The 23,419-nt window shown below is 64.4% G+C and carries 23 protein-coding genes; 6 read left to right on the top strand and 17 right to left on the bottom strand.

The window, feature by feature from the left end:
* Nucleotides 1-1,224, bottom strand: a complete 1,224-nt coding sequence (locus E7681_RS10165) for an aromatic ring-hydroxylating oxygenase subunit alpha (RefSeq protein WP_136339175.1) — start codon at nucleotides 1,222-1,224, stop codon at nucleotides 1-3.
* Complete coding sequence (locus tag E7681_RS10160; protein WP_246032459.1) at nucleotides 1,221-1,622, bottom strand: Rieske 2Fe-2S domain-containing protein; 402 nt, start codon at nucleotides 1,620-1,622, stop codon at nucleotides 1,221-1,223. The genes E7681_RS10165 and E7681_RS10160 overlap by 4 nt, the downstream gene beginning before the upstream one ends.
* 87 nt (nucleotides 1,623-1,709) lie before the next feature.
* Between E7681_RS10160 and E7681_RS10155 the strand changes: the two genes are divergently transcribed.
* Nucleotides 1,710-2,471, top strand: coding sequence for an IclR family transcriptional regulator (locus E7681_RS10155; RefSeq protein ID WP_168733188.1), 762 nt, complete (start codon nucleotides 1,710-1,712; stop codon nucleotides 2,469-2,471).
* 19 nt (nucleotides 2,472-2,490) lie between these two features.
* On the opposite strand, the gene E7681_RS10150 is transcribed toward E7681_RS10155, so the two are convergent.
* The 5 genes from E7681_RS10150 to E7681_RS10130 all read right to left on the bottom strand — a co-directional run bounded on the left by E7681_RS10150 (nucleotide 2,491) and on the right by E7681_RS10130 (nucleotide 7,537).
* Complete coding sequence (locus E7681_RS10150; protein ID WP_136339172.1) at nucleotides 2,491-3,831, bottom strand: NAD(P)/FAD-dependent oxidoreductase; 1,341 nt, start codon at nucleotides 3,829-3,831, stop codon at nucleotides 2,491-2,493.
* Complete coding sequence (locus E7681_RS10145) at nucleotides 3,828-5,324, bottom strand: aldehyde dehydrogenase (protein ID WP_136339171.1); 1,497 nt, start codon at nucleotides 5,322-5,324, stop codon at nucleotides 3,828-3,830. Before E7681_RS10145 ends, E7681_RS10150 begins: the two co-directional genes overlap by 4 nt.
* Nucleotides 5,325-5,327: 3 nt before the next feature.
* The gene (locus E7681_RS10140) at nucleotides 5,328-6,245 is read right to left on the bottom strand and encodes a dihydrodipicolinate synthase family protein (RefSeq protein ID WP_136339170.1); all 918 of its coding nucleotides are present in this window, start codon (nucleotides 6,243-6,245) and stop codon (nucleotides 5,328-5,330) included.
* 8 nt (nucleotides 6,246-6,253) lie between these two features.
* The gene (locus E7681_RS10135; RefSeq protein ID WP_136339169.1) at nucleotides 6,254-6,958 is read right to left on the bottom strand and encodes a GntR family transcriptional regulator; all 705 of its coding nucleotides are present in this window, start codon (nucleotides 6,956-6,958) and stop codon (nucleotides 6,254-6,256) included.
* Nucleotides 6,959-7,093: 135 nt separating this feature from the next.
* Entirely contained in the window at nucleotides 7,094-7,537 is a 444-nt protein-coding gene (locus E7681_RS10130) for a winged helix-turn-helix transcriptional regulator (RefSeq protein WP_136339168.1), read from the bottom strand.
* 90 nt (nucleotides 7,538-7,627) lie between these two features.
* Between E7681_RS10130 and E7681_RS10125 the strand changes: the two genes are divergently transcribed.
* Together E7681_RS10125 and E7681_RS10120 are read left to right on the top strand one after the other, a co-directional pair.
* A complete protein-coding gene (locus tag E7681_RS10125; protein ID WP_211089787.1) occupies nucleotides 7,628-8,146 on the top strand; it encodes a PaaI family thioesterase in 519 nt (172 codons plus the stop codon).
* Complete coding sequence (locus tag E7681_RS10120; RefSeq protein WP_136339167.1) at nucleotides 8,143-9,501, top strand: MATE family efflux transporter; 1,359 nt, start codon at nucleotides 8,143-8,145, stop codon at nucleotides 9,499-9,501. Before E7681_RS10125 ends, E7681_RS10120 begins: the two co-directional genes overlap by 4 nt.
* Nucleotides 9,502-9,518: 17 nt before the next feature.
* On the opposite strand, the gene E7681_RS10115 is transcribed toward E7681_RS10120, so the two are convergent.
* Genes E7681_RS10115 through E7681_RS10085 form a run of 7 tightly spaced genes read right to left on the bottom strand, consistent with a single transcriptional unit; the run spans nucleotide 9,519 to nucleotide 16,709 of the window.
* Nucleotides 9,519-10,049 carry a gamma carbonic anhydrase family protein gene (locus E7681_RS10115; RefSeq protein ID WP_136339166.1) on the bottom strand — a complete coding sequence of 177 codons (531 nt, stop codon included), beginning with the start codon at nucleotides 10,047-10,049 and terminating at the stop codon, nucleotides 9,519-9,521.
* Nucleotides 10,050-10,075: 26 nt separating this feature from the next.
* Nucleotides 10,076-11,704, bottom strand: coding sequence for a thiamine pyrophosphate-binding protein (locus E7681_RS10110; RefSeq protein WP_136339165.1), 1,629 nt, complete (start codon nucleotides 11,702-11,704; stop codon nucleotides 10,076-10,078).
* Nucleotides 11,705-11,722: 18 nt separating this feature from the next.
* Nucleotides 11,723-13,009 (bottom strand): TRAP transporter large permease, encoded by a 1,287-nt coding sequence (locus E7681_RS10105; RefSeq protein ID WP_136339164.1) that lies wholly within the window; start codon nucleotides 13,007-13,009, stop codon nucleotides 11,723-11,725.
* The gene (locus E7681_RS10100) at nucleotides 13,006-13,539 is read right to left on the bottom strand and encodes a TRAP transporter small permease (RefSeq protein ID WP_136339163.1); all 534 of its coding nucleotides are present in this window, start codon (nucleotides 13,537-13,539) and stop codon (nucleotides 13,006-13,008) included. The genes E7681_RS10105 and E7681_RS10100 overlap by 4 nt, the downstream gene beginning before the upstream one ends.
* 1 nt (nucleotide 13,540) lies before the next feature.
* The gene (gene dctP / locus E7681_RS10095) at nucleotides 13,541-14,539 is read right to left on the bottom strand and encodes a TRAP transporter substrate-binding protein DctP (RefSeq protein WP_136339162.1); all 999 of its coding nucleotides are present in this window, start codon (nucleotides 14,537-14,539) and stop codon (nucleotides 13,541-13,543) included.
* 38 nt (nucleotides 14,540-14,577) lie between these two features.
* Nucleotides 14,578-15,519 carry a beta/alpha barrel domain-containing protein gene (locus tag E7681_RS10090; RefSeq protein ID WP_136339161.1) on the bottom strand — a complete coding sequence of 314 codons (942 nt, stop codon included), beginning with the start codon at nucleotides 15,517-15,519 and terminating at the stop codon, nucleotides 14,578-14,580.
* Nucleotides 15,516-16,709 carry a CaiB/BaiF CoA transferase family protein gene (locus E7681_RS10085; RefSeq protein WP_136339160.1) on the bottom strand — a complete coding sequence of 398 codons (1,194 nt, stop codon included), beginning with the start codon at nucleotides 16,707-16,709 and terminating at the stop codon, nucleotides 15,516-15,518. The genes E7681_RS10090 and E7681_RS10085 overlap by 4 nt, the downstream gene beginning before the upstream one ends.
* Nucleotides 16,710-16,800: 91 nt before the next feature.
* On the opposite strand from E7681_RS10085, the gene E7681_RS10080 reads away from it, so the two are divergent.
* Complete coding sequence (locus tag E7681_RS10080) at nucleotides 16,801-17,724, top strand: LysR family transcriptional regulator (RefSeq protein WP_136339159.1); 924 nt, start codon at nucleotides 16,801-16,803, stop codon at nucleotides 17,722-17,724.
* 13 nt (nucleotides 17,725-17,737) lie between these two features.
* On the opposite strand, the gene E7681_RS10075 is transcribed toward E7681_RS10080, so the two are convergent.
* From E7681_RS10075 to E7681_RS10065, 3 genes are read right to left on the bottom strand one after another with little or no spacing between them, the layout of a single operon-like run.
* Nucleotides 17,738-18,682 carry an AEC family transporter gene (locus E7681_RS10075; protein WP_136339158.1) on the bottom strand — a complete coding sequence of 315 codons (945 nt, stop codon included), beginning with the start codon at nucleotides 18,680-18,682 and terminating at the stop codon, nucleotides 17,738-17,740.
* Nucleotide 18,683: 1 nt separating this feature from the next.
* On the bottom strand, nucleotides 18,684-19,496 hold the full coding sequence (locus tag E7681_RS10070; protein ID WP_136339157.1) for a sugar phosphate isomerase/epimerase family protein: 813 nt from the start codon (nucleotides 19,494-19,496) through the stop codon (nucleotides 18,684-18,686).
* Nucleotides 19,493-21,193, bottom strand: a complete 1,701-nt coding sequence (locus tag E7681_RS10065) for an FAD-dependent oxidoreductase (RefSeq protein ID WP_136339156.1) — start codon at nucleotides 21,191-21,193, stop codon at nucleotides 19,493-19,495. The genes E7681_RS10070 and E7681_RS10065 overlap by 4 nt, the downstream gene beginning before the upstream one ends.
* Nucleotides 21,194-21,305: 112 nt before the next feature.
* Between E7681_RS10065 and E7681_RS10060 the strand changes: the two genes are divergently transcribed.
* On the top strand, nucleotides 21,306-22,214 hold the full coding sequence (locus tag E7681_RS10060; protein WP_136339155.1) for a LysR family transcriptional regulator: 909 nt from the start codon (nucleotides 21,306-21,308) through the stop codon (nucleotides 22,212-22,214).
* 130 nt (nucleotides 22,215-22,344) lie between these two features.
* On the top strand, nucleotides 22,345-23,343 hold the full coding sequence (locus E7681_RS10055) for a Bug family tripartite tricarboxylate transporter substrate binding protein (RefSeq protein ID WP_136339154.1): 999 nt from the start codon (nucleotides 22,345-22,347) through the stop codon (nucleotides 23,341-23,343).
* Nucleotides 23,344-23,419 lie beyond the last annotated feature (76 nt).

The raw sequence follows: 23,419 nt of genomic DNA, 5'->3' as shown, positions 1-23,419 counted from the left end.
TCATACCGAGGCATCCCAGGGGCACGCAGCGCGGCGCTGCATATCGGCCTGATGGCTTGCGTTACGCCAGTCGTCGCTTTGAGCGATCGCGTCGTTTGACAGCGGGCCGCGCATGTTCGCGGTCTCGTCCTCTTGCATCAGCAGGGTCTGGTCCGCGCCCTGTTCAAGCGCGTCCATCGCGCGGCGCAGCAGGCGGCGGTAGCGGATGATCGCCACGTCCGACCGACCCAGATGTTCCTGCGTGCGGTCCTGGATCGCGCCCATCCCTTCGACGGCCCACTGGTCGTGTACGTTGATGTCCAGCCCCATGCCCGTATAGGTCAGCGAGGCTTGCTCGGACGGGTCATAGTGGTAGTCGTTGGCGCGGTTCTTTAGCGGGGCGTAATCCGGCAGGCTGTGCTCTTTCAGACGCTGGGCGCGCATCAATTCCTTGTTCACGGGCTTGTCGAAGCTGGTGAAGATCGTGAACCAGTAGCAGGTTCGGTCGTCGACCGGCACGTGCCATTGGGTGATTGTCATCTCGCGCGACATCGGAATGCAGATCGCATCCGGGAAAATCTGGTTGGTGACGCGGACATGTGTCCGGCCGTCCTCCATATGGCGCAGGGCGGTGATTTTCAGGCCGTAATCAGTCTCATCGACCAGAATGTCCGGGCGCGGGTAATCGCGCAGCAGCTTGGTCATCGGGATGTTGGTGCTGCCCGCCTTGTCGCGGAACTGTTTGCCATAGCTTTGATCGGGATCCTCATCCTCGAGGAACCGATGCAGGAAAGAGGCATGGGCCGGGTCGATCCCGATCTCCAGCGCCTGTAGCCAGTTGCATTCCCACAGCCCTTTGAACGCAAAGACATGGGTGTCAGGCGCGCGGAAACAGTCGAAATCCGGAAAAGCCGGGGGCGTCCCGCCGCCCAGATATGCGAACACCGCGCCAGCACGCTGCACCACCGGATAGGTCGGGCCGTCGGCGTCGATCTGGATCTGGTCCGAGGGCGGATAATGCGTCGGCGCCTCATCGGCATCTGCCACGCGGGTCGCCAGCAGCAACTGCCCCGCATCGTCGCGGATCAGGGCCAGACGCTCGCCCATCAGGTTCACGGGGACACGCGCGCCATGCTCCAACTCTTCGATCAGGGCGGCGGGCTGCCAATAGCGCCGCAATACCGCCCCCGCCGGAGTGCCCGGCCCGACCCGTGTGATCCGCTTGTTCAACTCTTCGCTGATCATTTCCCCGTTTCCTTTCCCGCGGACTGTTCCAGTTCGCTGCCCAGCAGGGCCAGAATTTCCCCGTCCCGCTCGATCACCGGCACCATCGGCACCTTGATCTGCTGGTACATGACCGAGCCTTCGGGCTCTGCCGGTTGTTCCACGCATTGGCCGGTGCGGTCGAAATGCCAGCCGTGGAACGGACAGCGCAGGCCGTTATCCTCCAGTCGACCATAGCACAGATCAGCGCCCCGATGCGGGCAATGTCGCCCGATCAGGCCAAGCTGGCCGTCGTCATCGCGGAACAGCACCAGCCGCCGCCCTTGCAGGGTGATCGGCATCACCGGGCGTGGGATGTCCAGATCGGCGCTTTGGGCGATCCGCACCCACGTCTCCCCGTCGATTTGCGTGGCTTGCATTGAGCCGGCCCTCCCCTTGCAATCCGTGCGATATTCGCACATAATATGTATTTATCGAACAGTGACAGAGCGTCAGGCAGGTGTCAAATGATCAATCGCGACATCGCGGCGACCTTGGCCAAGGGGCTGGATGCCCTGGCCTGTTTTGAACAAAGAGGCGGCACTCTGACGATGCCCGAGCTGGGCGAGCTCAGCGGTTTCGACCGCGCCACCACCCGGCGGTTATGCCTGACGCTTGAACATTGCGGCTATCTGGAACGGCACGGCAAAGGCTACCGCCTGGCCCCGCGCGTGCTGTCACTGGCCGGCGGCTACCTGCATCAGATCGAGGCAGGACGGAAAGTTCAGCCCCTGCTGCGCCACGCCGCCGAAACGCTGGATCTGGAGGTCGCCCTTGCCACCCGTGACCGCATGCAGGCCGTGTATGTGGACCGCGCCGCGCCTGCCTCGGCCCGGGTGACATTGGGCCTGTCGGTGGGCAGCACCCTGCCACTGCTGCATACGGCGGTCGGGCGGATGCTGCTGGCACGCAGCGCGCCCGAAACCGTGCAACAGGCGCTGGAGCAGGCGAACAACCGCCCCCACACCGAAGCCTCGCAGATGGACCCGGACGCATTGCGCGCCGCCATCCAAACCGCGCGCGATCAGGGTTATTGCCTCGCCCGCAACGAATTCGAAACGGGCGCGGCCGGTGTGGCCGTGCCGGTCGGCGCCCTGGACGACACACCCTTCGTTCTGGGCGTCACGGCGTCGGTCAACCGGTTCGATGACAGTACAACGCTGGACCGGGTGCTGGACGTCCTGCGCCACACCGCGATTTCAGTCGGACGCATAAGCGCCGACGCATAAGCTTGCACAGTTCGGCCCGTTATTCGGCGCGGGCTTTCCACTCTTTCCACCGCAGCACGGTGTTCGCCCCCAGATCACGCACAGGCCGGGGCGGCAGTCGTTTCGGCGCCTCCTCGGTCCCGAAATGCCGCGTGATGTCCGAGGTCACGCCGCAGGCCAGCTCAGCCGCACCGATCCCCGTCAGCGTGCCCCGCGCGGTGCCCAGACCGTTCTGAACGCACCCGGCGAAGACGCCCTGCTCCAGCTCTCGCATCACCGCCACGCCGTTCAGGCTCAGGCACAGGTGTCCGGCCCAGGCGTGCTCCATTTTCAGCCCCGCCAATTGGGGGAACCGGCTGTCGAATTTCGTCTGCATGACCCGCGCGGCACGGGCCAGATCCTGCGCCGTCGCCTGCATCCCCGAGCGCAGCACCGCGCATGTCCGCGTCACGATCCGGTTGCCCCCCTGCCCCGAGTCTATCCGGCGCATCGTGGTCCCCATCGGGTCGGACGGGGTGATGCCCCAACGGCTTTGCCCCCCAAGTGCATCCAGCGCCGCTGCGGGCAGTTCCGGCGTCATCGTGGCGAACAGGAACAGTTGCATCAGCCGCCCCCGCTGCACGCCGAAGCTCTCCAGATGCCCGTTCACCGTCAGGATCACCTTGCCGGTCGCCACCGTTGCGCGCGGGGTCTGCACGACCCAGCCGTCACCCTTCTGCGTGAACTGGCTGACTGGGCTGTTCTCGTAGATCGCCACGCCCGAACGGCGCAACCCATCCGCCATACCACGCACGAACCCGGCGGGCTGCAGCATCACCGTCCCCGGCGTGTACAGGCCCGACAGGTAGTGCGGGCTGCCCGTCATCTGTTGCATGGCCTGCGCGTCCAGCATTTCCGACGCCTCACCCAGCGTCTGCAAATGCTGCGCATAGCTGAGGTTGTGGGAATGGGCCCCTTCACTGGCCGCCCCGTTCACCTTGCCCGCCCGGTCAAAGAAGTTCCGGTCGATCCCGTAGTCCTCGACCGCCTCGGCCGCGAAGACCTGTGCATGGCGGTTTAACGCAATCACCGCGCGGTCGTCGCCCGTGCCCGCGTAATCCTCGCTGGTCAGCTCGTGCGGCAGGTCGATCATGAAGCCCGAATTGCGCCCCGAGGCGCCTTCGGCAATGCCGCCCGCCTCCAGCACCACGATTTTGGCGCCGGGGGCCAGTTGCGTCAGCCGCCGCGCCGCCGCCAGCCCGGCGAAGCCGCCGCCTATGATGGTGAAGTCGGCGGTCCGGTCCGCCTCCAACGCCGGCCCAGCGGGACGGGCAGGCAGGATCGCGCTCCACCCCGCTGGGCCCCGGTGCAGAGGCAGATGCGTGGCGCGATAGAGGCTCAATCCACGGCCTCGTCCGTGTCGTCAGCCAGGTCGATCCAGATGGTTTTCAGCTGGGTGTACTGGTCATGCGCATGAATGCCATTGTCGCGCCCGCCAAAGCCGGACTGCTTCCAGCCGCCGAACGGTGTGGTGATGTCGCCCTCGCCAAAGCTGTTGACGGTCACGGTGCCTGCCCGCAACGCCCGCGCGCCGCGGATCGCCCGTTTGACGTTTGCCGTGAAGATCGAGGCGCACAGCCCATATTCGGTATCATTGGCTACCGCGATCGCCTCGTCGAAACTGGCGACCTCGATCACGCTCAGCACCGGGCCAAAGATTTCCTCGCGCGCCAGCGCCACGTCATTGCCCGACACTTCGACCACCGTCGCCTCGACGAACCCGTCCGCTGCCTTGCCGCCCAGAACGATGTTCTCGGCCTGCTCCAGATAGCTGCAAACCTTTGCGAAATGCGCCTTGGATACCAGCGCGCCCATCCGGGTTTCCGGGTCCAGCGGGTCGCCCACGTTCCACTGTTTGGCGTGGTGCGCGATCCGGGTCAGCAACTCGGCCTTGACCGATTTATGCACGATCAGCCGGGACGAGGCCGAGCAGTTCTCGCCCATATTCCAGAACGCCCCGTTGACGACATGCTGCGCCACGCGGTCCAGATTTTCGGCATCGTCCATCACGATGGCGGGGTTCTTGCCGCCCATCTCCAGCACGACTTCCTTGGCGTTGGATTCGGCGGAGTAGGACAGGAACCGCTTGCCCGTCACGGTCGAGCCGGTGAAGGAGACCGCGTCCACATCCATGTGACGGCCCAGCGGTTCGCCCACTTCGGCACCACCACCGGGGACCACGTTGAACACACCACGCGGCAGGCCCGCCTCGATGGCCAACTCGGCCATGCGCAGGGTGGTCAGGGTCGTCTCAGCCGCAGGTTTCACCACGACCGAGCAGCCCGCCGCCAGCGCCGGCCCGATCTTCCACGCCAGCATCAGCAAGGGGAAGTTCCACGGCAGCACCAGCCCCACCACACCCACGGGTTCGCGCACCACCATCGCGATATGGTCGTCGGAGGCAGGCGAGACCTGATCGTAGATCTTGTCGATAAGCTCGGCATGCCATTTCAGGACGTGGATGGTTTCGGGGATATCCACCGTCTCGCAGTCATAGATCGTTTTGCCGCTGTCGATGCTCTCCATCACCGCGAGTTCACGCGCATTGCGGGTCATCAACTTGGCCAGCCGGATCAGCACGTCCTTACGCTCCGCCGGATGCAGGCGCGACCAGCGACCATCGTCGAACGCCTCACGCGCCTTTTGCACGGCGAAATCCACGTCCGTTGCATCGCAGGCCGCAATGTCGGCCAGATGCGCGCCCGTCGCCGGGTTCACGCTGGCAAAGGTTTTCCCCGAGGCCGCAGGCCGGGACATCCCGTCGATGAACGCCCCGGTCGGCAGGTCCAGCCCGGCGGCGATGGCCGTGTATTCGTCTTTCGTCAGCAAGGTCATGGCTCAGCCCTCCGCCCGGATGTTGGCAATCGTCGATTTCAGTACGCGCACCACCTGTTCCAGCTGGCGCTTGTCGTCCTTGTTCAGCCCGCGCAGCGGCGCGCGCATAGGGCCGGTGTCGATCCCGTTCATGGTGACGCCGTGCTTGATCGTCTGGATGAACTTGCCGCCCTGCTCCAGCACCCGCATCAGCGGCATCATCGCACTCATGATCCGGCGACCCTTGGCGAAATCGCCTTGCAGCACGCAGGCCTCGTACAGCGCGACATGTTCCGCCGGCAGGAAGTTCGAGCCACCACACACCCAGAACGGCGCGCCCCAGGCAAAGAACTCCAGCGCCTGATCGTCCATGCCGCAACCCAGCTGGATATGCGGATAGTCCCGCGCCAGCAGGTGCACCCGGTTGATATCGCCCGAGCTTTCCTTGATCCCGCAGAAATTCCGGCTGCGTCCAACGCGGTCCAGAAACTCCTCTCCCATCATGGTGCCGGTGCGGTGCGGGTAGTTGTAGAGCATGATCGGCAGGTCAGCCGCCTTATCGATGGCCAGCGCGTTCAGCGCGTTTTCCTGATCGGTCGGCACCGCATAGGGCGGGCTAGCCAGCAGGATCGCATCCGCCCCCATCTGACGCGCGCCACTGGCCAGCGCGATCGAGTCGCTGGTCAGCATCGCCCCCGTCCCCACGACAAAAGGCAACCGCCCGTTCAGGCGGTCGTGGGTGAAACGCGCGATCTCCAGCCGCTCGGCCACCGTCTGGGCATAATTCTCGCCGGTGGACCCGCCCGAGATCAGCCCATGCACGCCATGCGCAACCAGGTATTCGACCACATCGGCCAACGCGTCCCAATGCACCGAGCCATCGGCGTGAAAGGGGGTGACAACGGGGGTATAGATCCCCTGGAATTGAAAGATCGGGGTCATGTGGTCCCTCATGCAGATGTCTTGCGGGTGATTTCGCCCAACGGCGCATCAAGTGCTGCAGGCATCACGAACAGCTCGATCTGGTCGCGCGACAGCGCCCAGTGATCCTCGGCCAGCTCGGCGGCGCGGTCTTCGTCACCGACCTCGATGGCGGCGATGATCAGGTCGTGGTGGTGCCGCGCCGTGTCCAGGTTCTGCACCATCTGGCTGGTGCGCGGCCGGTAAAAGCTCATGCCGATGCGGGCATGGTCGATCAGTAGCCGCTGGAACGAGGGCAGCAGGTAGATGTTGCCCGCCATCTCTCCGGTGATCTCGTGAAAGCGGTTGTTGGCCAGCGCCCGTTCGGCGGCAACGCCGGTGCGCAACGCCTCGCGGAACTGCGCCTGTGCAGCCTTCAGCGCCTCGATCTGGGCCGGGCGGGCATTGCGCGCGGCCAGCCGCAGGATCGCGGCATAGATCATCGGTGCAGCCAGAAAGAAATCGCGCAAAGTCGTGTGCGACAGCGCCGCCACCCGTGCGCCGCGATTGTCACGCAATTCAACAAATCCCAGCCCGTCCAGCTGGCGGAACACCTCGCGCACCGGGGTGCGCGACAGCTCGAACGCCTCACCCAGCGCGACCTCGTCCAGGTCCGAGCCCGGCTCCAGCTCCAGCGTCAGGATGGCGTGTTTCAGATGGTCAATCAGCGCGGTCTTGCGGTCTTTGGCGGCCATTGCACCCTCCTTTCAGATGGAATCGGAGTGGGGAAGTTGCGTGACCCTAGCAAATATACCAATTGTATTCAATTTGTATTTTCTGGACACAGCAACGCCAAAACCCACCACCACACAGCCCATCCTGTCGGGATTTCAGCGGTTCGAGCGCGCCGTCACAGTCAAATGCGTGATCTTCTGCCCGGTTTTCGCGTCGGTCAGCGTCGGCTCCAACGGCTCTCCGGTGTCGCGCGACAGCAGGGTGATGCCGGATTGTTCACGCGCGGGGACGTGCTGATCGGCCCATGCCACCAAGGAAACCAGCACCGGATACAGCGCCTTACCCTTTTCCGTCAGCCGATATTCGAATCGCGCAGGACGCTCCTGGTACTGATCGCGGCGAAGCACTCCATCGGCTTCCAGCTTGCGCAGCCGATCCGCCAGAACGTGCCGCGTGATACCCAGACGGGCCTGCATTTCTTCGAACCGGCGGATGCCGAGAAAGCAATCACGCAAGACAAGCATCGTCCAACGGTCGCCAATCACGGACAAGCCGCGGGCGACGGGGCAGTCTTCTTCTCTCAGCTCGTCCCATTTCATGCGCTGACCATATCGCAAGTTGACAGGTTCCAAAAGGGAACTTATCAAACAAGTGCGTTCCTTTTTGGAACTTACGAAAAAGGAAACCCCATGACCATGATGACCCGCAGCTACGACTACGCGCCCGCCACCTTCGATCCGACGGCAGCGATGCGGATGAACGGTCTGGACTACATGAAGGCGCTGGCGGCGGGTGAGATCGGTGCGCAGCCTTCGATCGCGGCGACCATCGGCATGTCGGCAGCCAAGCAGTTGGAGTACGGCAAGGTCACCTTCGAATGCCAGCCCGGAGATTTCCTGCTGAACCCGATGGGCACCGTCCACGGCGGCTTTGCGGCGACAGTGCTGGACTCGGCCCTGGGCATTTCCGTGCACACCACGCTGGAGCCCGGCTGGGGCTTCACCACCGCCGAGCTGAAAATCAACTACACCCGCGCCATCCGCCCCGACATCGGCCTGATGCGCGCCGAAGGCACGGTGATCCACCGCGGTCGACGCATGGCCACCTCCGAAGGGCGGCTGATCGGGGTCGAGGACGGCAAGCTTTACGCCCACGGCTCGACCACCTGCTTCCTGTTCCCCCTGACCGAAGCGCAGTCGGCCAAATGAGCGCCGCCGCTGCACGGGCCGCGCGCACCCGCGCCATGCTAGAGGGGCCGATCGGCCCCACGCTGGCCCGTCTGGCCGCGCCCAACGTGCTGGCGATGATCGTGCAGGCGTTGATGAGCATTTCCGAGGGCATCTTTGCCAGCCGCCTGGGCGTCGACTCGCTGGCCGGGCTGGCGTTGGTGTTTCCGCTGGTCATGCTGACGCAGATGTTGTCCGCGGGTGCGATGGGCGGGGCGATCTCCTCGGCCGTGGCCCGGGCGCTTGGCGCGGGCTCGCCCGAGCGGGCGGGCAACGTCGCCCTGGCCGGGCTGGCCATCGCGGTTGTCTCGGCGCTCCTCTCTGCCGCCCTGATGGCCGGCCTCGGCAGACCCGTGTTCGAGCTGCTGGGTGGCGCGGGCCAACCTGCCGAAGCCGCGCTTAGCTATGCCGCGCTTTTCTTTCCCGGCTGCATCACGATCTGGCTGTGCCACGCCACCCTCAGCGTCATTCGCGGCACCGGCGGGATGATGTTCGCCTCTCTGACACTGCTGTTCGTGTCGCTGGTGTCGATCCCGCTGGCGGGTACCTTTGCGCTGGGATGGCTGGGCCTGCCCGCCCTTGGCATGGCGGGCCTTGCGCTGGGAACCGTCGCCGCGCACGCGCTTGGCGGGATGGTGGCGCTCGTCTATGTGCTGACGGGTCGCGCCGGGCTGACCCTGAGCGGCACCCGCCTGCAAGCGGACATGTTCAACGAAATCCTGAAGGTCGGCCTGATCGCCTCGGCCAACTCGGCCCTGACCGTGCTGACCATCGTCCTGATGGTTGGTGCCGTCGGTCGCCATGGCAAAGAGGCGCTGGCGGGCTACGGTCTGGGCGCGCGGTTGGAATTCCTGCTGATCCCCATCGTCTTCGGGATCGGAGCGGCCATGACCGCTATGGTCGGCGCCAATATCGGCGCGCACCAGAAACGCCGTGCCTTGCAGATCGCCTGGACAGGCTCTGTCGCCGCTGCCCTCATCGTCGGGCTGATCGGGTTGGTCGTCGCCATTGCACCCGACCTGTGGCTGGGGCTGTTCCTGTCCCCGAGCGAGTCCGGACCCCTGGCCGCCGGGCGCAGCTATTTCCGCGTCGTCGCGCCGTTCTACAGCTTTTTCGCCATCGGTCTGGCGATGTACTTTGCCAGCCAGGGCGCGGGCCGGATGCTCTGGCCGTTCCTGGGCGGCGTCGTTCGCATCAGCGTCGCCTTCGGAGGCGCGATCTACCTGAGCGGCACCACCGATCTGGGCGTGACCGCCGTGTTCGTGGCTATCGCGGGCGGCATGGTGAGCTACGGCATCTTCATCGTCGCCAGCATCCTGCTGACCAAGTGGCGCTGATGGCGCAACCCAAGCCGTCAGGCTTCGGCGCTTAGATCCCGCGCAAAGCGTTTCCAGTTATCGACATAGGACCGCGCCGATGCGCCCAAGCCTGCAATCGCGGTTTCATCGAGCGCGCGCAGGACCTTGGCCGGGCTTCCGACCACCAGTGATCCGTCCAGAATGTCCTTGCCCTCGGTCACCAGCGCCCCCGCCCCGATCAGGCAGTTCTTGCCGATCTTGGCACCGTTCAGGATCACCGCCCCCATCCCGACCAGCGTGCCGTCGCCAATCGAGCATCCATGAACGATTGCCCTGTGGCCGATGGTAACGTCCTCTCCGATCGTCAACGGATAGCCAGGGTCGGAATGCAGCATCGCGTGTTCCTGAATGTTCGTTCTGGCGCCGATGGTCATGGGCTCATTATCGCCACGCAGCACGGCGCAAAACCAGATGCCGACGTCCGGGCCAAGGCGGACATCGCCAATGACATGGGCCCCGGGCGCGATCCAGTAGTCACCGGACGCAGTCAAAGAGGGCGCTGCCGCACCCAGAGAATAGATCGTCATGTCGGTCTCCTAGTTTGTGTGCCGGATCAGATCCGCATGCGTGGCACATCGTTGGGGTCGAGGCGCAGCTCGATCAGAAGCGGGCGGTCGCGGGTCTCGATCGCGCGGATCGCAAGGCCCAGGTCTTCGTCAGACCGGACACTTACCCCCTGCCCGCCAAGCGCAGTCGCCACGTCGGCAAAGCTGGGCCATTCGAACATGGCAAGGCCGGGGTCCATTTGGCGGTCGAGGAACTGGATATGCTCGGCCCCATAGGCCGAGTCGTTGGCGACGATCACGATCAGGTCCTGCTTCAACCGGACGGCGGTGTTGAACTCGTTCACCCCGCCCATCATGAAACCACCGTCCCCGGTGAACAGAACCACGGGCCGGTCAGGATCGGCCAGGCCCGCGCCAATCGCCTCTTGCAGGCCCAGCCCGATAGAGCCGAAATTCGCCGTCACGATAAAGCTGCGCGGATCAGGGGCCGAGATACGGCACCAGACCTCAGTCATGAAGCGGCCGCCATCCGTGGTCAGGATGCGGTTCTTGGGCAACGCCTGCTCCAGCTGCTCCAGCGCGTAGACGTAAGACACGAACCCGTCTCCCGATGTCCCCGGCTGGCCCGCCGGATGCGCCGTCAGCATTTCCATGTCCAACTCAGCGGTGAAGCCGCTGGGGGCGATCTCGGCCTCGTCCAGCCAATAGACGATGTTATCCGCCGTCAGCCCCGCATCGGCCACAAGGGCTGCATCGGGATGAAAATTCTTGCTGACCTCGGTCACGGTATCGTTGACCTGCACGATCCGCTTGCCCTTCATCAGCGCGCCCTTGTCGGTGGTGAAATGGTGCAGACTGGTGCCGAAACAGATGATGCAATCGGCCTTGGCAATCGCGTCATAGGTTGCCGGAGTGCTAAGCGTGCCGAAGATGTCCATGTTGTAAGGGTGGCCGTTGAACAGCCCCTTAGCCTTGAGCGTGGTCGCCAGCGGCGCCTGCAGACGGTCGGCCAGCCGGATCAGCTTGTCCCGCGCGTCGACGGCCCCACCCCCGGCCAGCACCACGGGCCGCCGGGCCGAGGCGATCATGCCCACCGCCTGATCCAGATCGTCGCCTTCGGGCACCATCGCGGGGGCTGAAAACGCCGGGAACATCACGGGGGTATGCGGCACCTCTTGCCACATGAAATCCGACGGCATGTTCAGCACGATAGGCCGTTTCTCGACCCGCGCCCGATAGAAGGCATGCGCCACGTCATGGGCCGCCGTCGCGGCCGAGCGCATCTGTTCGAACCCCGCGCCGGTGACTTTGACCGCCTCACGCTGGTCGATGTTCTGCAGGTTCTGCGGGTTCATCACCGGGGTATCCCCGGCCAGCAGCACCATCGGGATATGCCCGCGCGCGCCTTCGGTCAGCGCCGTGATGCAGTTGGTCAGGGCCGGCCCATGCGTCACCGTGGCAACCCCGATCCGGCCCGAGACATGGGCGTATGCCTGCGCCATCAGCACCGCGCTACCCTCGTAGGCGACGGGGACGAACGTCCCTTTGCACGCCCGAACGTAGTGATCCACCATGAACAGGTTGGCATCGCCCATCAGGCCGAACATGGTCGTTACGCCATGATCCTGTAGCGCCTGCGCAATGGATTGGAACGCGTATGATTTACCGTCAGTCATGTTTCCCCCGCTGTGCCGTTATTGCCCGAACCCTGCGGCATAAGGCAGCCACGTGGCCAGCCCCGGCACCAGCATCATCAACACCAGACCGCCCAACATCAAGATGACATAGGGCGCGGCACCCCGCACCACCTCGGACAGCGGGGCATCGGTGATCCCCTTGATCACGAACAGGTTCATCCCGACGGGCGGCGTGATCATCGCCAGCTCAAGGTTGATCATCAGCAAGACCCCGTACCAGATCAGGTCGATATCCAGCATGTGCATGGTTGGCAGCAGGATCGGCGTGGTGATCAGGATGATGGCGATGGATTCAAAGAACATCCCCATCACAAAGATCATCGCCATGACCATCAGCACGAACCCCAGCGGGCCCAGCCCCATGTTCGCGACAAGCTCGGTCACGCCCATGGGCAGGCGGATGATCGTGATCGCGTGGCCGAACATCGCGGCCCCGGCAATGATCATGAACACCATCATCGAGGTCAGCATGGACTGGCGCGCGCATTCCCAGATCTGGCGCAGGCCCAGGCTGCGATAGACCGTCAGTGCCACGATCAGCGCATAGAGAGAACCGAAGGCGGCCGCCTCGCCAGCGGTGAAAACGCCGAAATAGATACCGCCCATCACGATCGGCGGGGCCATGACCGCCCAGATCGACCGGCGCAGCGCCGAAAGCACACGGCCCCATCCCGCCCAATCCGGCGCAACCTGCGACGGATCACGGCTGGCCCGAACGACGCAGTAGACCGAGAAGATCAGCGCCAGCAGCAGACCAGGAACGATCCCCGCCAGGAACAGCGCGCCGATCGAAACTTCGGACACGATGGCATAAAGGATCATCGGCCCCGACGGCGGGATCAGAATGCCCAGCGTCCCGCCCGCAGCGATCACGCCCAGTGCGTCACGCTCGGGGTAGCCAAAGCGCTTCATCTGCGGAATGGCGCTGGAACCGATGGACAAGGCGGTCGCCACCGAAGACCCCGAGATCGCGGCGAAGATGGTACAGGACAGCACGGTGGCCACGCCCAGCCCGCCCCGGATATGGCCGACGACCGTGTGCGCCATGTCATACAGATCGTCGATCACCTTGGCGCGGATCATCAGCTGCGCCATGAACACGAACAGCGGAATGGTCATCAGGATCGGCTTGTCGAAATTGGCAAAGACGGTGTCGGCGATGCTGCCGATGTTGCCCTCGAAGATCAGCAAAATCGCACTGGCGGACAGGCCCAGGGCCACGAAAATCGGCATACCGCTCAGCAGCAACAGAATCAGCCCGCCGAAAACAAGGATCATGGTCATTTCGAGCTTCCTTTGCTCAGTCGGGTCAGAATGCGGCTGATCGCGACCAGCCCCAGCAAGGCCGCGCCGATCGGCAGCGGAAGCTGGACTTGCCAAAGCGGCACCTCGACGGTGCCCGAGGTATAGGCATCAAACGCGTACGAGAACGTCACCGCCTCCCACGCGCTGATGCCCAGCAGGATGGCACAGGTCAGCACCGCCAGATCGGCAAAGGTTTCCTGCGCGCCCTTGGCCTTGTTGCCCAGGCGCGCGGTCAACAGGTCAATACCGATATGGATGTCCCTGCGGTATGCCTCGGCGCAGCCCAGCATGATCAGCGTCACCAGCATCCAGCCCGACGCATCGTCCGACCACATCAGCGGGGCGTTGACGACGTAGCGCATGAACACCGCAAAGATGGTCAGCGCAAAGGCCACCAGGATCAGCGCAGTGCTGAGCGCGCCCGCGATCTGCACCACGGCATCGGCCAACCGGGAAACGGCACCTTTCGGTGCCGCCCCCTTTGATTTGATGTTCGCGCCGGTTTCCATGTCAGCCCTGACCGCGCAGCTGGTCGATCAGCTCCAGCAGCTTCTGGCTTTCGGGATCGTCCGAGCTGAACTTGGCGTCAAAGGCAGGTTGCATCACCGCCTCCAGCGCTTTGTTCTCTTCGGGCGTCAGCGTGTAGACGTTCACGCCTTTCGTAGCCAGATCAGCGGGCGCGGCAGCGGCGGCGGCCTCAGCCTCCTCCACGGCCCAGACGGCGGCTTTCTTACCTGCTTCGTCCAGCGCGGCCTTGGCGGTGTCGGACAGGCCCGCATAGAATTTCGGGTTCAGGTAGCCGTGGAAGTAGACCGAGATCACGGGAACCACTGCGAAATGGTCCTGCACCTCGTAGTATTTGCGGGACACGGCCGCGTCAGTGCCCGTCAGCGCCGCGTCGATCACGCCGGTCGCCAAGCCCTGATAAACCTCGCCACCCGACATCGACACGGGCGACGCGCCCAGTGCCTCGATCGCCGAGTTGAAGGCGGGCACCAGGCCACGGATTTTCAAGCCTTTGAAATCCTCGGGGGCCTTCAGGTACTTGCCCTTCGAGGTGAAAACCGAATCCGAGGTCTGGAACAGCCATACGACGTTTTCGACACCCTTCTGGCGCAGCTTGTCCTCAAGGAAATTGGCCGCGTCAGAGCCGTCCCAGTTCCGCCAGATATTCATGTCGGAAAACGCGAAGGGACGAGTCGTCACGGTCATGATCGGCAGGGTCTTGCCCCACTGGAACTGCACCGAGAACGCGCATTCGATATCGCCCTTGGCGGTGGCGGTGATGTTCTCTTTGGCGCCCACCAGACTGTCCGCGCCAAAGACCTGAACGTCGATCTCGCCCTGCGACAGGGTTTCGACTTCGGCCGCCCAGCGGTCGATGACCTTTGACACGGCATGGGCTGGCGGCAGCTGGTGGCTACACCGCATGGCAGTGGCATCGGCCAAAGCCGTCGTGGCAGTCAGCGAAAGCGTTGTGGCGACAAGCGCCTTGGTCAGATGTTTCATGGGTTCCTCCCTTATTTGAACTCTTTCAGACCGCCTCCTCAAGCGGTCCATTTCACACGCGGCGGCAAACCCGAGCGGGCCAGCGCGCCATGCAGCTCTTCTTCTGGCATTTCGGTTTCGAGAATCCGGCGCACCGCGATCAGCGCGGCCAGGTCGATGCCGGTCGGCACGCCCATCCGTTCACACAGGAACACCAGATCCTCGAACACCGCGTTCCCCGTTGCGCCGGGGGCAAACGGACAGCCACCCAGCCCGCCAAGCGAGCCATCCAGCGCACGCGCACCGGCATCAATGGCGGCGGCGGCATTGACGACGGCCATGCCGCGCGTGTCATGCAGGTGCACCAGCACCGGAATGTCGCCGCACAGGTCCACAAGCTGGCGGGTCAGCGCGGCCACCTGCGTGGGCCCCGCGAAGCCGACCGTATCGGCGACGCCGATGGCATCCGCGCCCGCCTCCAGACATCCCTCGGCAAGGCGCAGCACGTCCTCGGGCTTCACCTCTCCGGCGATCGAACAGCCAAAGGCCATCGCGATCCCTGCGTTGACCAGGGGCTTGTGATCGCTTGCGGCCGACAGCGCCTTTGACCGGCGCACCAGCTCGACCGCATCAGCGCGCGACCGGCGCATGTTGGCCTGGCTGTGCTCTTCGGTGGCCGAGATGACGTTGATGATTTCGTCCACCCCGGCGGCGCAGGCATCCATCGCCCCGCGTTCATTCAGGGCCAGCGCCGATGACCAGGCACCCAGCCGCGCTGTCTCGTCGATCAGCTCGCGGACGTCGGCGAATTGCGGCATCCGCGACGCGGGCAGGAACGATCCCACCTCGAAATGCCGCACACCCGCCGCGTATTCCTGACGCAGCCACTGCTTTTTCGCCTCGGTCGAGGGGAACCGGCGTACCAGTTGCAGCCCGTCCCGCAGCCCGACCTCGCGCAACGTGATCTGTCCCGCTGGATAAAGGTGCTGGGCGGAAATCATGCCACCTGCCTCCGCGCCTGACCCGAGGCCGTGCGAATCTCATCCGGCTCCAAACCCAGGGCGCCAAGGATTTCAGCGGTGTCGTCCCCGACATCGGGCAGATCGACCGAGGCAGGCACGGCAGGCCGCCCGTCAACCTCGAACGGCAGACCCGGCGCACGATAGCTGCCGCCCTCGGGCAGGGTCGAGGTCATCAGACCACCGGGCCGCGTGACATGCGGGTCGTCATACATCTGCGCCGGACGCGCGATCGGGGAAAAGGGGATGCCATCGCGCTCTAACGCAGAAGCGAGGGGCGCGTAGGTCTGACGCGCGATGGCATTTGCGATGATGGGCAAGGTCCAGTCACGGGCCTTGATCTGGTCGGGGCGTGTCTGAAGCCGGGAGTCTGCCTTCAGCGCGGCCAGACCCAACACATCGCAAAGTTTGGCCCATTGGCCTTCGGTGACGGCGCCGACGAAAATCGACTGCGCGTCACTTGTGTGGAAAATATCGTAGACCGGCCACGAGAAATCGCGCTCGGGCATCGGCGGTGCCTCGGTCCCTTCGATGTCGTATTGCACCATGTGCTGCGCGACCAGCAGCAGGCAGTTTTCGAACAGCCCAATGCGCACCGCATGGCCCTGCCCGTCGCGATCCCGCTGCATCAACGCCGCCAGAACCGAGAACGCGCCGAACAGCCCGCCCATGATGTCATTGGCCGACGATCCAATCCGCAGCGGCCGCCCGGTCGGGCCGGTCATGTAGGCCATTCCGGTCATCATCTGAACGACCTCGTCCATCGCGGTGCGGTTTTCGTACGGCCCGTGCAGGAACCCCTTGCACGACGCAACGATCAGCGTCGGGTGACGCTGCCGCAGAACTTCGGGCGCAAACCCCATCGCAGCCAGCGAACTATCCCGAAAATTCTCGACAAAGACGTCGGCGTCTTTCAGCAGCCCGTCCAGCGCGGCGCGGCCAGCCTCGGATTTCAGGTCCAGCGTGATCGACTTCTTGCCGCGATTGAAGGTAGGGAAAAAGCCGCGCCCCATCCCGGTCAGATCGCGCGTCTTATCGCCTTCGGGCGGCTCGACCTTGATGACCTCGGCCCCCAGAAACGCCAGGAACATCCCGCAGGACGGCCCCATGATCATGTGGCTCATCTCGATGACACGCACGCCCTCCAGCGGGGCAAAACCAGTGACGCTCATTGCCGTCCTCCCTTTCGAGACGACCATAGGCTTGCCAGTGAATTATAAAAATTATAGAGTTTAGAAGGTTCCGTTCTAGAATTTAGAAACCATGGACTCTCGTCAGCTTCGATACTTTGCCGCCATCCATGAACACGGCTCGCTCTCTCGGGCGGCAGAAAACCTGCATGTGGCCACGTCGGCGCTCAGCCATCACCTCGCCAACCTCGAGGATCACTTGGGCACGCAGCTTTTCGTCCGCCGCCCCCGTGGATTGGTGCCAACCGCCGCCGGAGAGCGGCTGTACGAGCACGCACGCGGCATCCTGCGTTCGATGGAGGCGGCCGAACAGGACGTGCGCGGCGAGGCGCGCGATATCGTCGGGGAAATCTCGGTCGGCATGGCGCATTCAGCTGTGCGGGCCATCGGCCTGACGCTGATCGAAACGGTGCTGCGCGACTACCCGCGCCTGAAACTCACCCTCTCCGAAAGCCTGTCAGGCTCGACGCTGGTGCATCTCATGGCGTCCGAGGTTGATCTGGCCGTCGTCTACAACCCCCCACAGGACGCCGCGCTACGCACCCAGCCGATACTCGAGGAACGGATGGTCTGCGTCGGTCGCCCAGAACTGATTGGCGACACCACCGAGCCGATCACCTTTGACGCGTTGCTGGAGCTACCCATCATCCTGCTGAAACAGGGCCTGTCTGCGCGGGCCCTGATGGATGACGTCAATCTGCTGAAAAAGCTCGAGGCCCGGGCGCGTCTGAACCTGAACTCGGTCAGCGCGATCTCGGGGGCGCTGAAGGCCGGGCTGGGCTGCGCCATCGGCACCTCGCTGTTCATGCACGATCAGCTGCAATCCGGCGATCTGGTCGCGCGTCCGATCATCGAACCAGAGCTCAGCCGAACGCTCTACATCTGCGAACTGTCCGACCGCCCCGCGACCTTTGCGCTAGAGCGGGTGCGCAGCCTGATCCTGCAAATGATCTTTGACGCGATCGCCAAGGGCGAATGGGACGCCCGGGCCGCCTAGACCATCCACAAGCCTAAAGGCGCAGCAACGCCAGCACGCCACTCATCGTCAGGAACGACAGCGCCGTGACGACCAACATGACCTGAGACGCGGTCCGCTCCTCTCCGAATTGCTGGGCGAGGACGGGGTAAACGCTCATCGTCGGGACCGAGGCCAGCAGCACGCCAGCCGCGAACATGGTCTCGCTGACATCAAACCCCGCGGCCCGGACCGCCACCATGCCCAGCATGACCAGAACCGGATGCATGACCAACTTGCCCAACGTCACCGACAGCACTGCCCCGCCGATCCGCCGCAACGGGATCGCTGCGACCATGCCTCCGATGGCAACCAGCGACAAAGCCGAGCTGGCATTGGCCAACATGTCGATGGGCCGGGACACGACCGAGGGGATCGGCACGCGCAGCGCGGACAGGATTGCCCCGAGAATGAGTGCAAAAATGATCGGATTTCGTACAAGACGCCCTCCGATCACCGTGACCAAGCCAGTCTGACCGGCAGCCTTGCCCCTGGCATTTTCGGCCAAGGCCAGCGCCAGCGGGATCATCACCAGATTCTCGACGATCATGTTCAGCGCCAGTGCCGGCCCCGCGACCTGCGGGATCACTAGCAACAACACCGGATAGCCAACGAACCCGGAATTGCCATTCGCCGCTCCCATGGATCGGAACGTACTGGCGATCGCACTCTCCTTGTCGATGTATCGCGCCCAGCCGTATTGAAAGGCAAAGGCCGCCAGCGACCCGAACAGCACGGCCAGCAGATAGCCGGTGTCGAACACCTCGCCCAGCGGCCGAGACAGAAGGGCGCGCAGGATCAGGGCAGGCAGCGCGATACGCACGACGAACCGGCCGAGCGTGGCGAAATCCGCCGCCGAGAAAATCTGACCGCGCGCCAGTGCGAACCCGACGCCGATCAGCGCAAAGATCGAGCCGGTGATCGAAAGGACCGTGAACATCTCAGCCCGTCAGTCCGTTCAGAAACCGGCGCGTCGAACTCATGATGCGCTCGATCACCGCCTTCGGTCCTTCGGCAGAGGCGAGCGCAGTCATCGGCACTTCCAGCGCCAAAGGCAGGTCACAAGGCAGCGCGTTCACAAAGCTGGCAAGGTCGATCTGCCCCTCGCCGGGCGCCAGACGCTCGGCCCGGCCCGCGAACAGCAGGTCTTCGGTGCTATAGGGCGGATGGACCGGCGCGTCGCACAGATGTGCGAAACGCAGACGCTCGGGTGCCAGCGTGCGCAGGGTGTCCAACCGGCTGGGGGAGCGGTCGAAATGCAGGCTGTCCGGCAGGATGCCAACGGTCGGGCCAGCGGCGGTGACGACGTCCAGCGCGGCCTTGAGCGTCGGCACAACGGTCCAGGGAAAGAACTCCAGCACCACGCCAAGACCACGGGCATTCGCGCGCTCCGTCAGATCGGCCAGCCGGTCGGCAAGGCGGCCAAGATCGGGGTCGTAGGGGGCGGTGATGACCTCGGTCGCGCCCAGCTCGGCACCGGCATCCAGAACCCGCTCCAGCGCGGCAACATCCGTGTGCGGCTCGATCTTGATGAACTCGATGTCATGGACCTTCAGGCCGGTGGCCTGTATGGCCGCGCGGGTCGCCCGCATCATCGCGGCATCGTCCATCAGGGCGTAGCCCGGGCTGGTCTCGGTCACCCGGATCAAGCGCAATCCGACCGCGCCGAACCCAACATCCGCGGCCGTATGGATCAGCTCGGGCGGGGGCAGATCAATCGCCGACAGGTGGGCAAGGGACAGAAGGCGGCTCATTTCGCACCTCCGGCGGCGTGACGTCCGGCGATGTAGCCAAAGGTCAGTGCCGGGCCCAGATTTATCCCGCCCGCCGGGTAATGCCCGCCCATGACGCTGGCCATGTCCGTTCCGGCAGCATAGAGGCCCGCGATGGGTCGCCCGTCCGCATCCAGCACGCGCGCATCGCCATCGGTTTGCAGCCCGGCGAAGGTGCCGAAACTGCCGGGGATAACGCGAACCGCGTAGAACGGCCCCGTTTCGATGGGGGCCAGACACGGGTTCGGCGAGACATCGGGGTCGCCTTGAAGGCGCATGTAGGGCGTGGTGCCGCGATGGAACTCGGGGTCTTCGCCGTTGGCAGCATGGGTGTTGAAACGGGCAACCGTGTCCTCAAGGCCAGCCGGATCAATGCCGCAGGTGCGGGCCAGATCACCCAGCGTTACGCCGGTCGACAGATAGCCCGACTTGATCCACGGCCCCAGCGGCAGCGGCGCGGGGCGCACGATGCCCAGCCCGTAGCGACGGATGAACCGGTGATCACAGATCAGCCAGGACTCAACGGGCGATCCGCCCGGCACGGCGTTGTACAATTCTTTGACGTAATCGTAATATCCCAGCCCCTCGTTGCAGAACCGGCGCCCCGAGGCGAGCACGCCGATCACGCCGGGTTTGCCGCGCTCGATGATATGGGGAAACACGCCTTTGGAGCCATCGGGCCAAAGAACCTCGGACACGGGGCACCACGCGCCCGCAGAGGCGAGCGTTTGCGCCTGATGACCGCCCGCCGCTTCGCCCAGTTGAAGCCCGTCGCCGGTTGCACTTGGCACCGCCAGGGTCCGGTGCTGATCCGGATGCGGAAAGGTCGCCTTGCGGCGCGCCAGATCGTAGGGATAGCCGCCGCAGGCCAGCACGACGCCGCGTGCAGATGCGACCCGCGAGGGGCCAGCCGGGCCATCCAGTACAGCGCCGCTCACCTGACCGTTGTCGCGCAGCAGTTCTGTCACGGCGACACCAGTGCGCAGCTCGACCCCGGCGTCCAAAGCCGCGCGCATCAGCCGGGCAACCAGAGCATTGCCGTTGCGCAGCTCCATCCCCCGGCCATAGCGCGCCAGCGACCACAGGTGCCGCGTCAGCCGCAACCCCACATGCACCGCCGAGCGCACCGAGCGCGTTGCCGTCATGAACGCCCGCAAATCCGCACCCGCCTGGATCGTCATCCCGATGAACGAAGTCTCGCGCATCGGACGCCGCAGCATCCCGATCGCGCCGCCCAGCCGTCGGCCATCATAGGGCGCTGCGATGACCGAACGGCCGCCCGTCCCCGCACCCGGCAGGTGGCCATAGGTGTCGGGAATGCGCGCACCGCATTCGAACTCCATCCCCGCATCTTCGAGAAAGCCGATCATCTCGGGTGCGGCGTCCAGAAAGGCATCCACCAGTTCGGGGTTGAAATTGTTGCCCTGCACCGCTTCGAGGTAGGTGCGCGGCCCGCTGCTGTCTTCGGTGAACCCGTTGCGGCGGGCGACGGGGTTGCAGGGCGCCCAGATCCAGCCACCGGACCAGGCGGTGGTGCCGCCGATCACCTCGGCCTTCTCGGCCACGATGACCTTCAGCCCGCGCCGTGCGGCCGCCACAGCGGCGGCAAGCCCCGCAGCCCCCGACCCCGCAACCAGCAGATCACAGGTTTCATTCCACTCTGCGCGGGCGTCGGACATTTTGGACCCTCCTATTCCAGCCCCGGTTTTTCCGCCACGCGGCCCTAACGTCAAATGCTTGTTTGCGCGATTGCGTAACATCAGGTTAAATGCGCCAATCAGGGAGGATCACATGCGGGAAATCACATTGCGCCAGGTCGAGGTGATCCGGGCGGTCATGCTTCGCGGCACGATCAGCGGCGCGGCCGAGCTGCTGGGCGTCTCGGCCCCCGGCATTTCGCGGCTGGTCAAGCACACCGAGGAAACGCTGGGCCTGCGGCTGTTCGAACGCCGCGCCGGGCTGTTCGTACCTTCGGTCGAGGCTGGCAAGGTGTTTGACCAAATCCGCGAGGTCTATAAGGGCGTCGCCAACCTGCAATCCGCCATCGACTCGCTTCAAAAAGGGGAAGAGGTCCAGCTGTCCTTTGCCTCGGCCCCGTCCGTCGCGCAGTTCATCGCCGCGCGGGCGCTGCGGACCATCCGGTCGCGCTATCCCGATTTGTACATCGACCTGAACATCCTGAAGATCGAAGAAACGGCCGACTACCTGCTGCTTGAACGGGGCGAGTTCGTGATCATGAGCTCGGCCATCCACAACCCCGGCATCCAGAACGAGAAGCTGGCACATGGCCGTGTGATGGCGATCCTGCCGGAAAATCACCCGCTGGCCGACCGGGATGTGGTGTCGGTCCATGATCTGGCGAATGACGCTCTGGTGGGGATCGACCCTTCGGATCCGTATGGTCGAATCGTCTCGCGCCCCTTTCACGAGGCCGGGATCGACATCCGGCATTCGATGCGCGGACGGTTTGCCCAGACTATCGTAAGCCTGGTTCGGCACGGGCTTGGCGTGGCCCTGATCGACGAATTTTCGGTGGCCGAGGTGTACCTGCCCGGCATCGTTCGCAAGCCGATCCTCGAAGAAACATTCATCGATATCTACGCCGTCACCAAGAAAGACAGGGTGCTGTCGAACTTTGCCGAATACAGCATCAAGCAGTTCCGAAAAGAGTTGCTGGATGCAGGGCGGCATTGGGCCTAGTCGAAACCAAAATAACATCATGTTAATGATGGCGCAGTAATCGTATTTGACGTTACGCAACAGGTTGGCGCATTACCGATGCATCGGACGCGTGGAGGATCGCGTTCATTGCTTTAACGGGAGGAACCTCATGAAGCGTTTCGTATTCGGCGCCGTATCGGCGCTTGTCCTTGGTGTGTCGGCAGCAGCCGCAGCTGATTATCCGGCCAAGGAAATCCAGGGCATCATCCAGTGGGGGGCCGGCGGCTCTACCGACACCGTGATGCGCTCTGTCACCCCCCATGCCGAGGCCGTTCTGGGCGGCACCGTCGTCATGCAGAACATGACCGGCGGCGTCGGTGCCATCGCGCTGAACCATGTCGCAGGTCAGGATGCTGACGGCTACACCCTGCTGATGGGCGCGGAAAACCCGCTGCTGTACAAGGTCATGGGCCTGGGCGACAAGGACTACTCGGACTTCATCCCGATCTCGATCCTGGCACGCGGCACCCCGATCTTGGTGGCCAACCCGGACGCGCCCTTTAACGACTACGCCGGCATGATGGCCTATATCAAAGAGCACCCCGGCGAGCTGCGCGTCGGCGCAACCGGCCCCGGCGGTCTGCCCTCGGTCGTGACCGCGATGATCAACACCGTCGAAGGCAAGATGAACGTCATCTCGGTGCCCTACGATGGCGACGGCCCCGCACTGACCGCGCTGCAGGGTGGCGCAATCGACGTGATGCCCGCCGTTCTGGGTGCAGCGATCGAAGGCATCCGCGCTGGCAAGATGAAGCCACTGGCGATCTTCGACGTCGCCGCGAACCCCAAGCTGCCGGACGTGCCGCCGGTCACCGACTTCAACGCGGCCTATAGCACCTATCTGCCCTGGGGCCCGTTCTTCGGTGTCTTCGTCAAGAAGGGCACGCCGGACGATGTCGTCGCCAAGCTGGCCGCCGCCTACGCCAAAGGAGCCGAGAACGCCGAGTTCAAAGAGCTGATGGACAACCGCGGCTTCAACATGCTGGCGATCTCGGGTGCCGAGGCCGAAGCCTTCCTGGCCAAGTGGCAGCAGGGCACGACCTGGCTGCTGCAGGACGCTGGCCTGACCAAAACCTCGCCCGAAGCGTTCGGTATCGCCCGTCCGTAACACCGGGCCGTTCGGCGCCTGAAACCTGAACGACCAAGCTGGCGCCGCACTTTGCACTGAAGTGCGGCGCCTTTGA

The sequence above is a fragment of the Thalassobius vesicularis genome, assembly GCF_004799325.1.
In the GTDB taxonomy this organism is placed as follows: Bacteria; Pseudomonadota; Alphaproteobacteria; order Rhodobacterales; family Rhodobacteraceae; genus Thalassobius; species Thalassobius vesicularis.
Note: the sequence above shows the minus strand (reverse complement) of the source record. Positions and strands in the feature narration are given on the sequence as shown.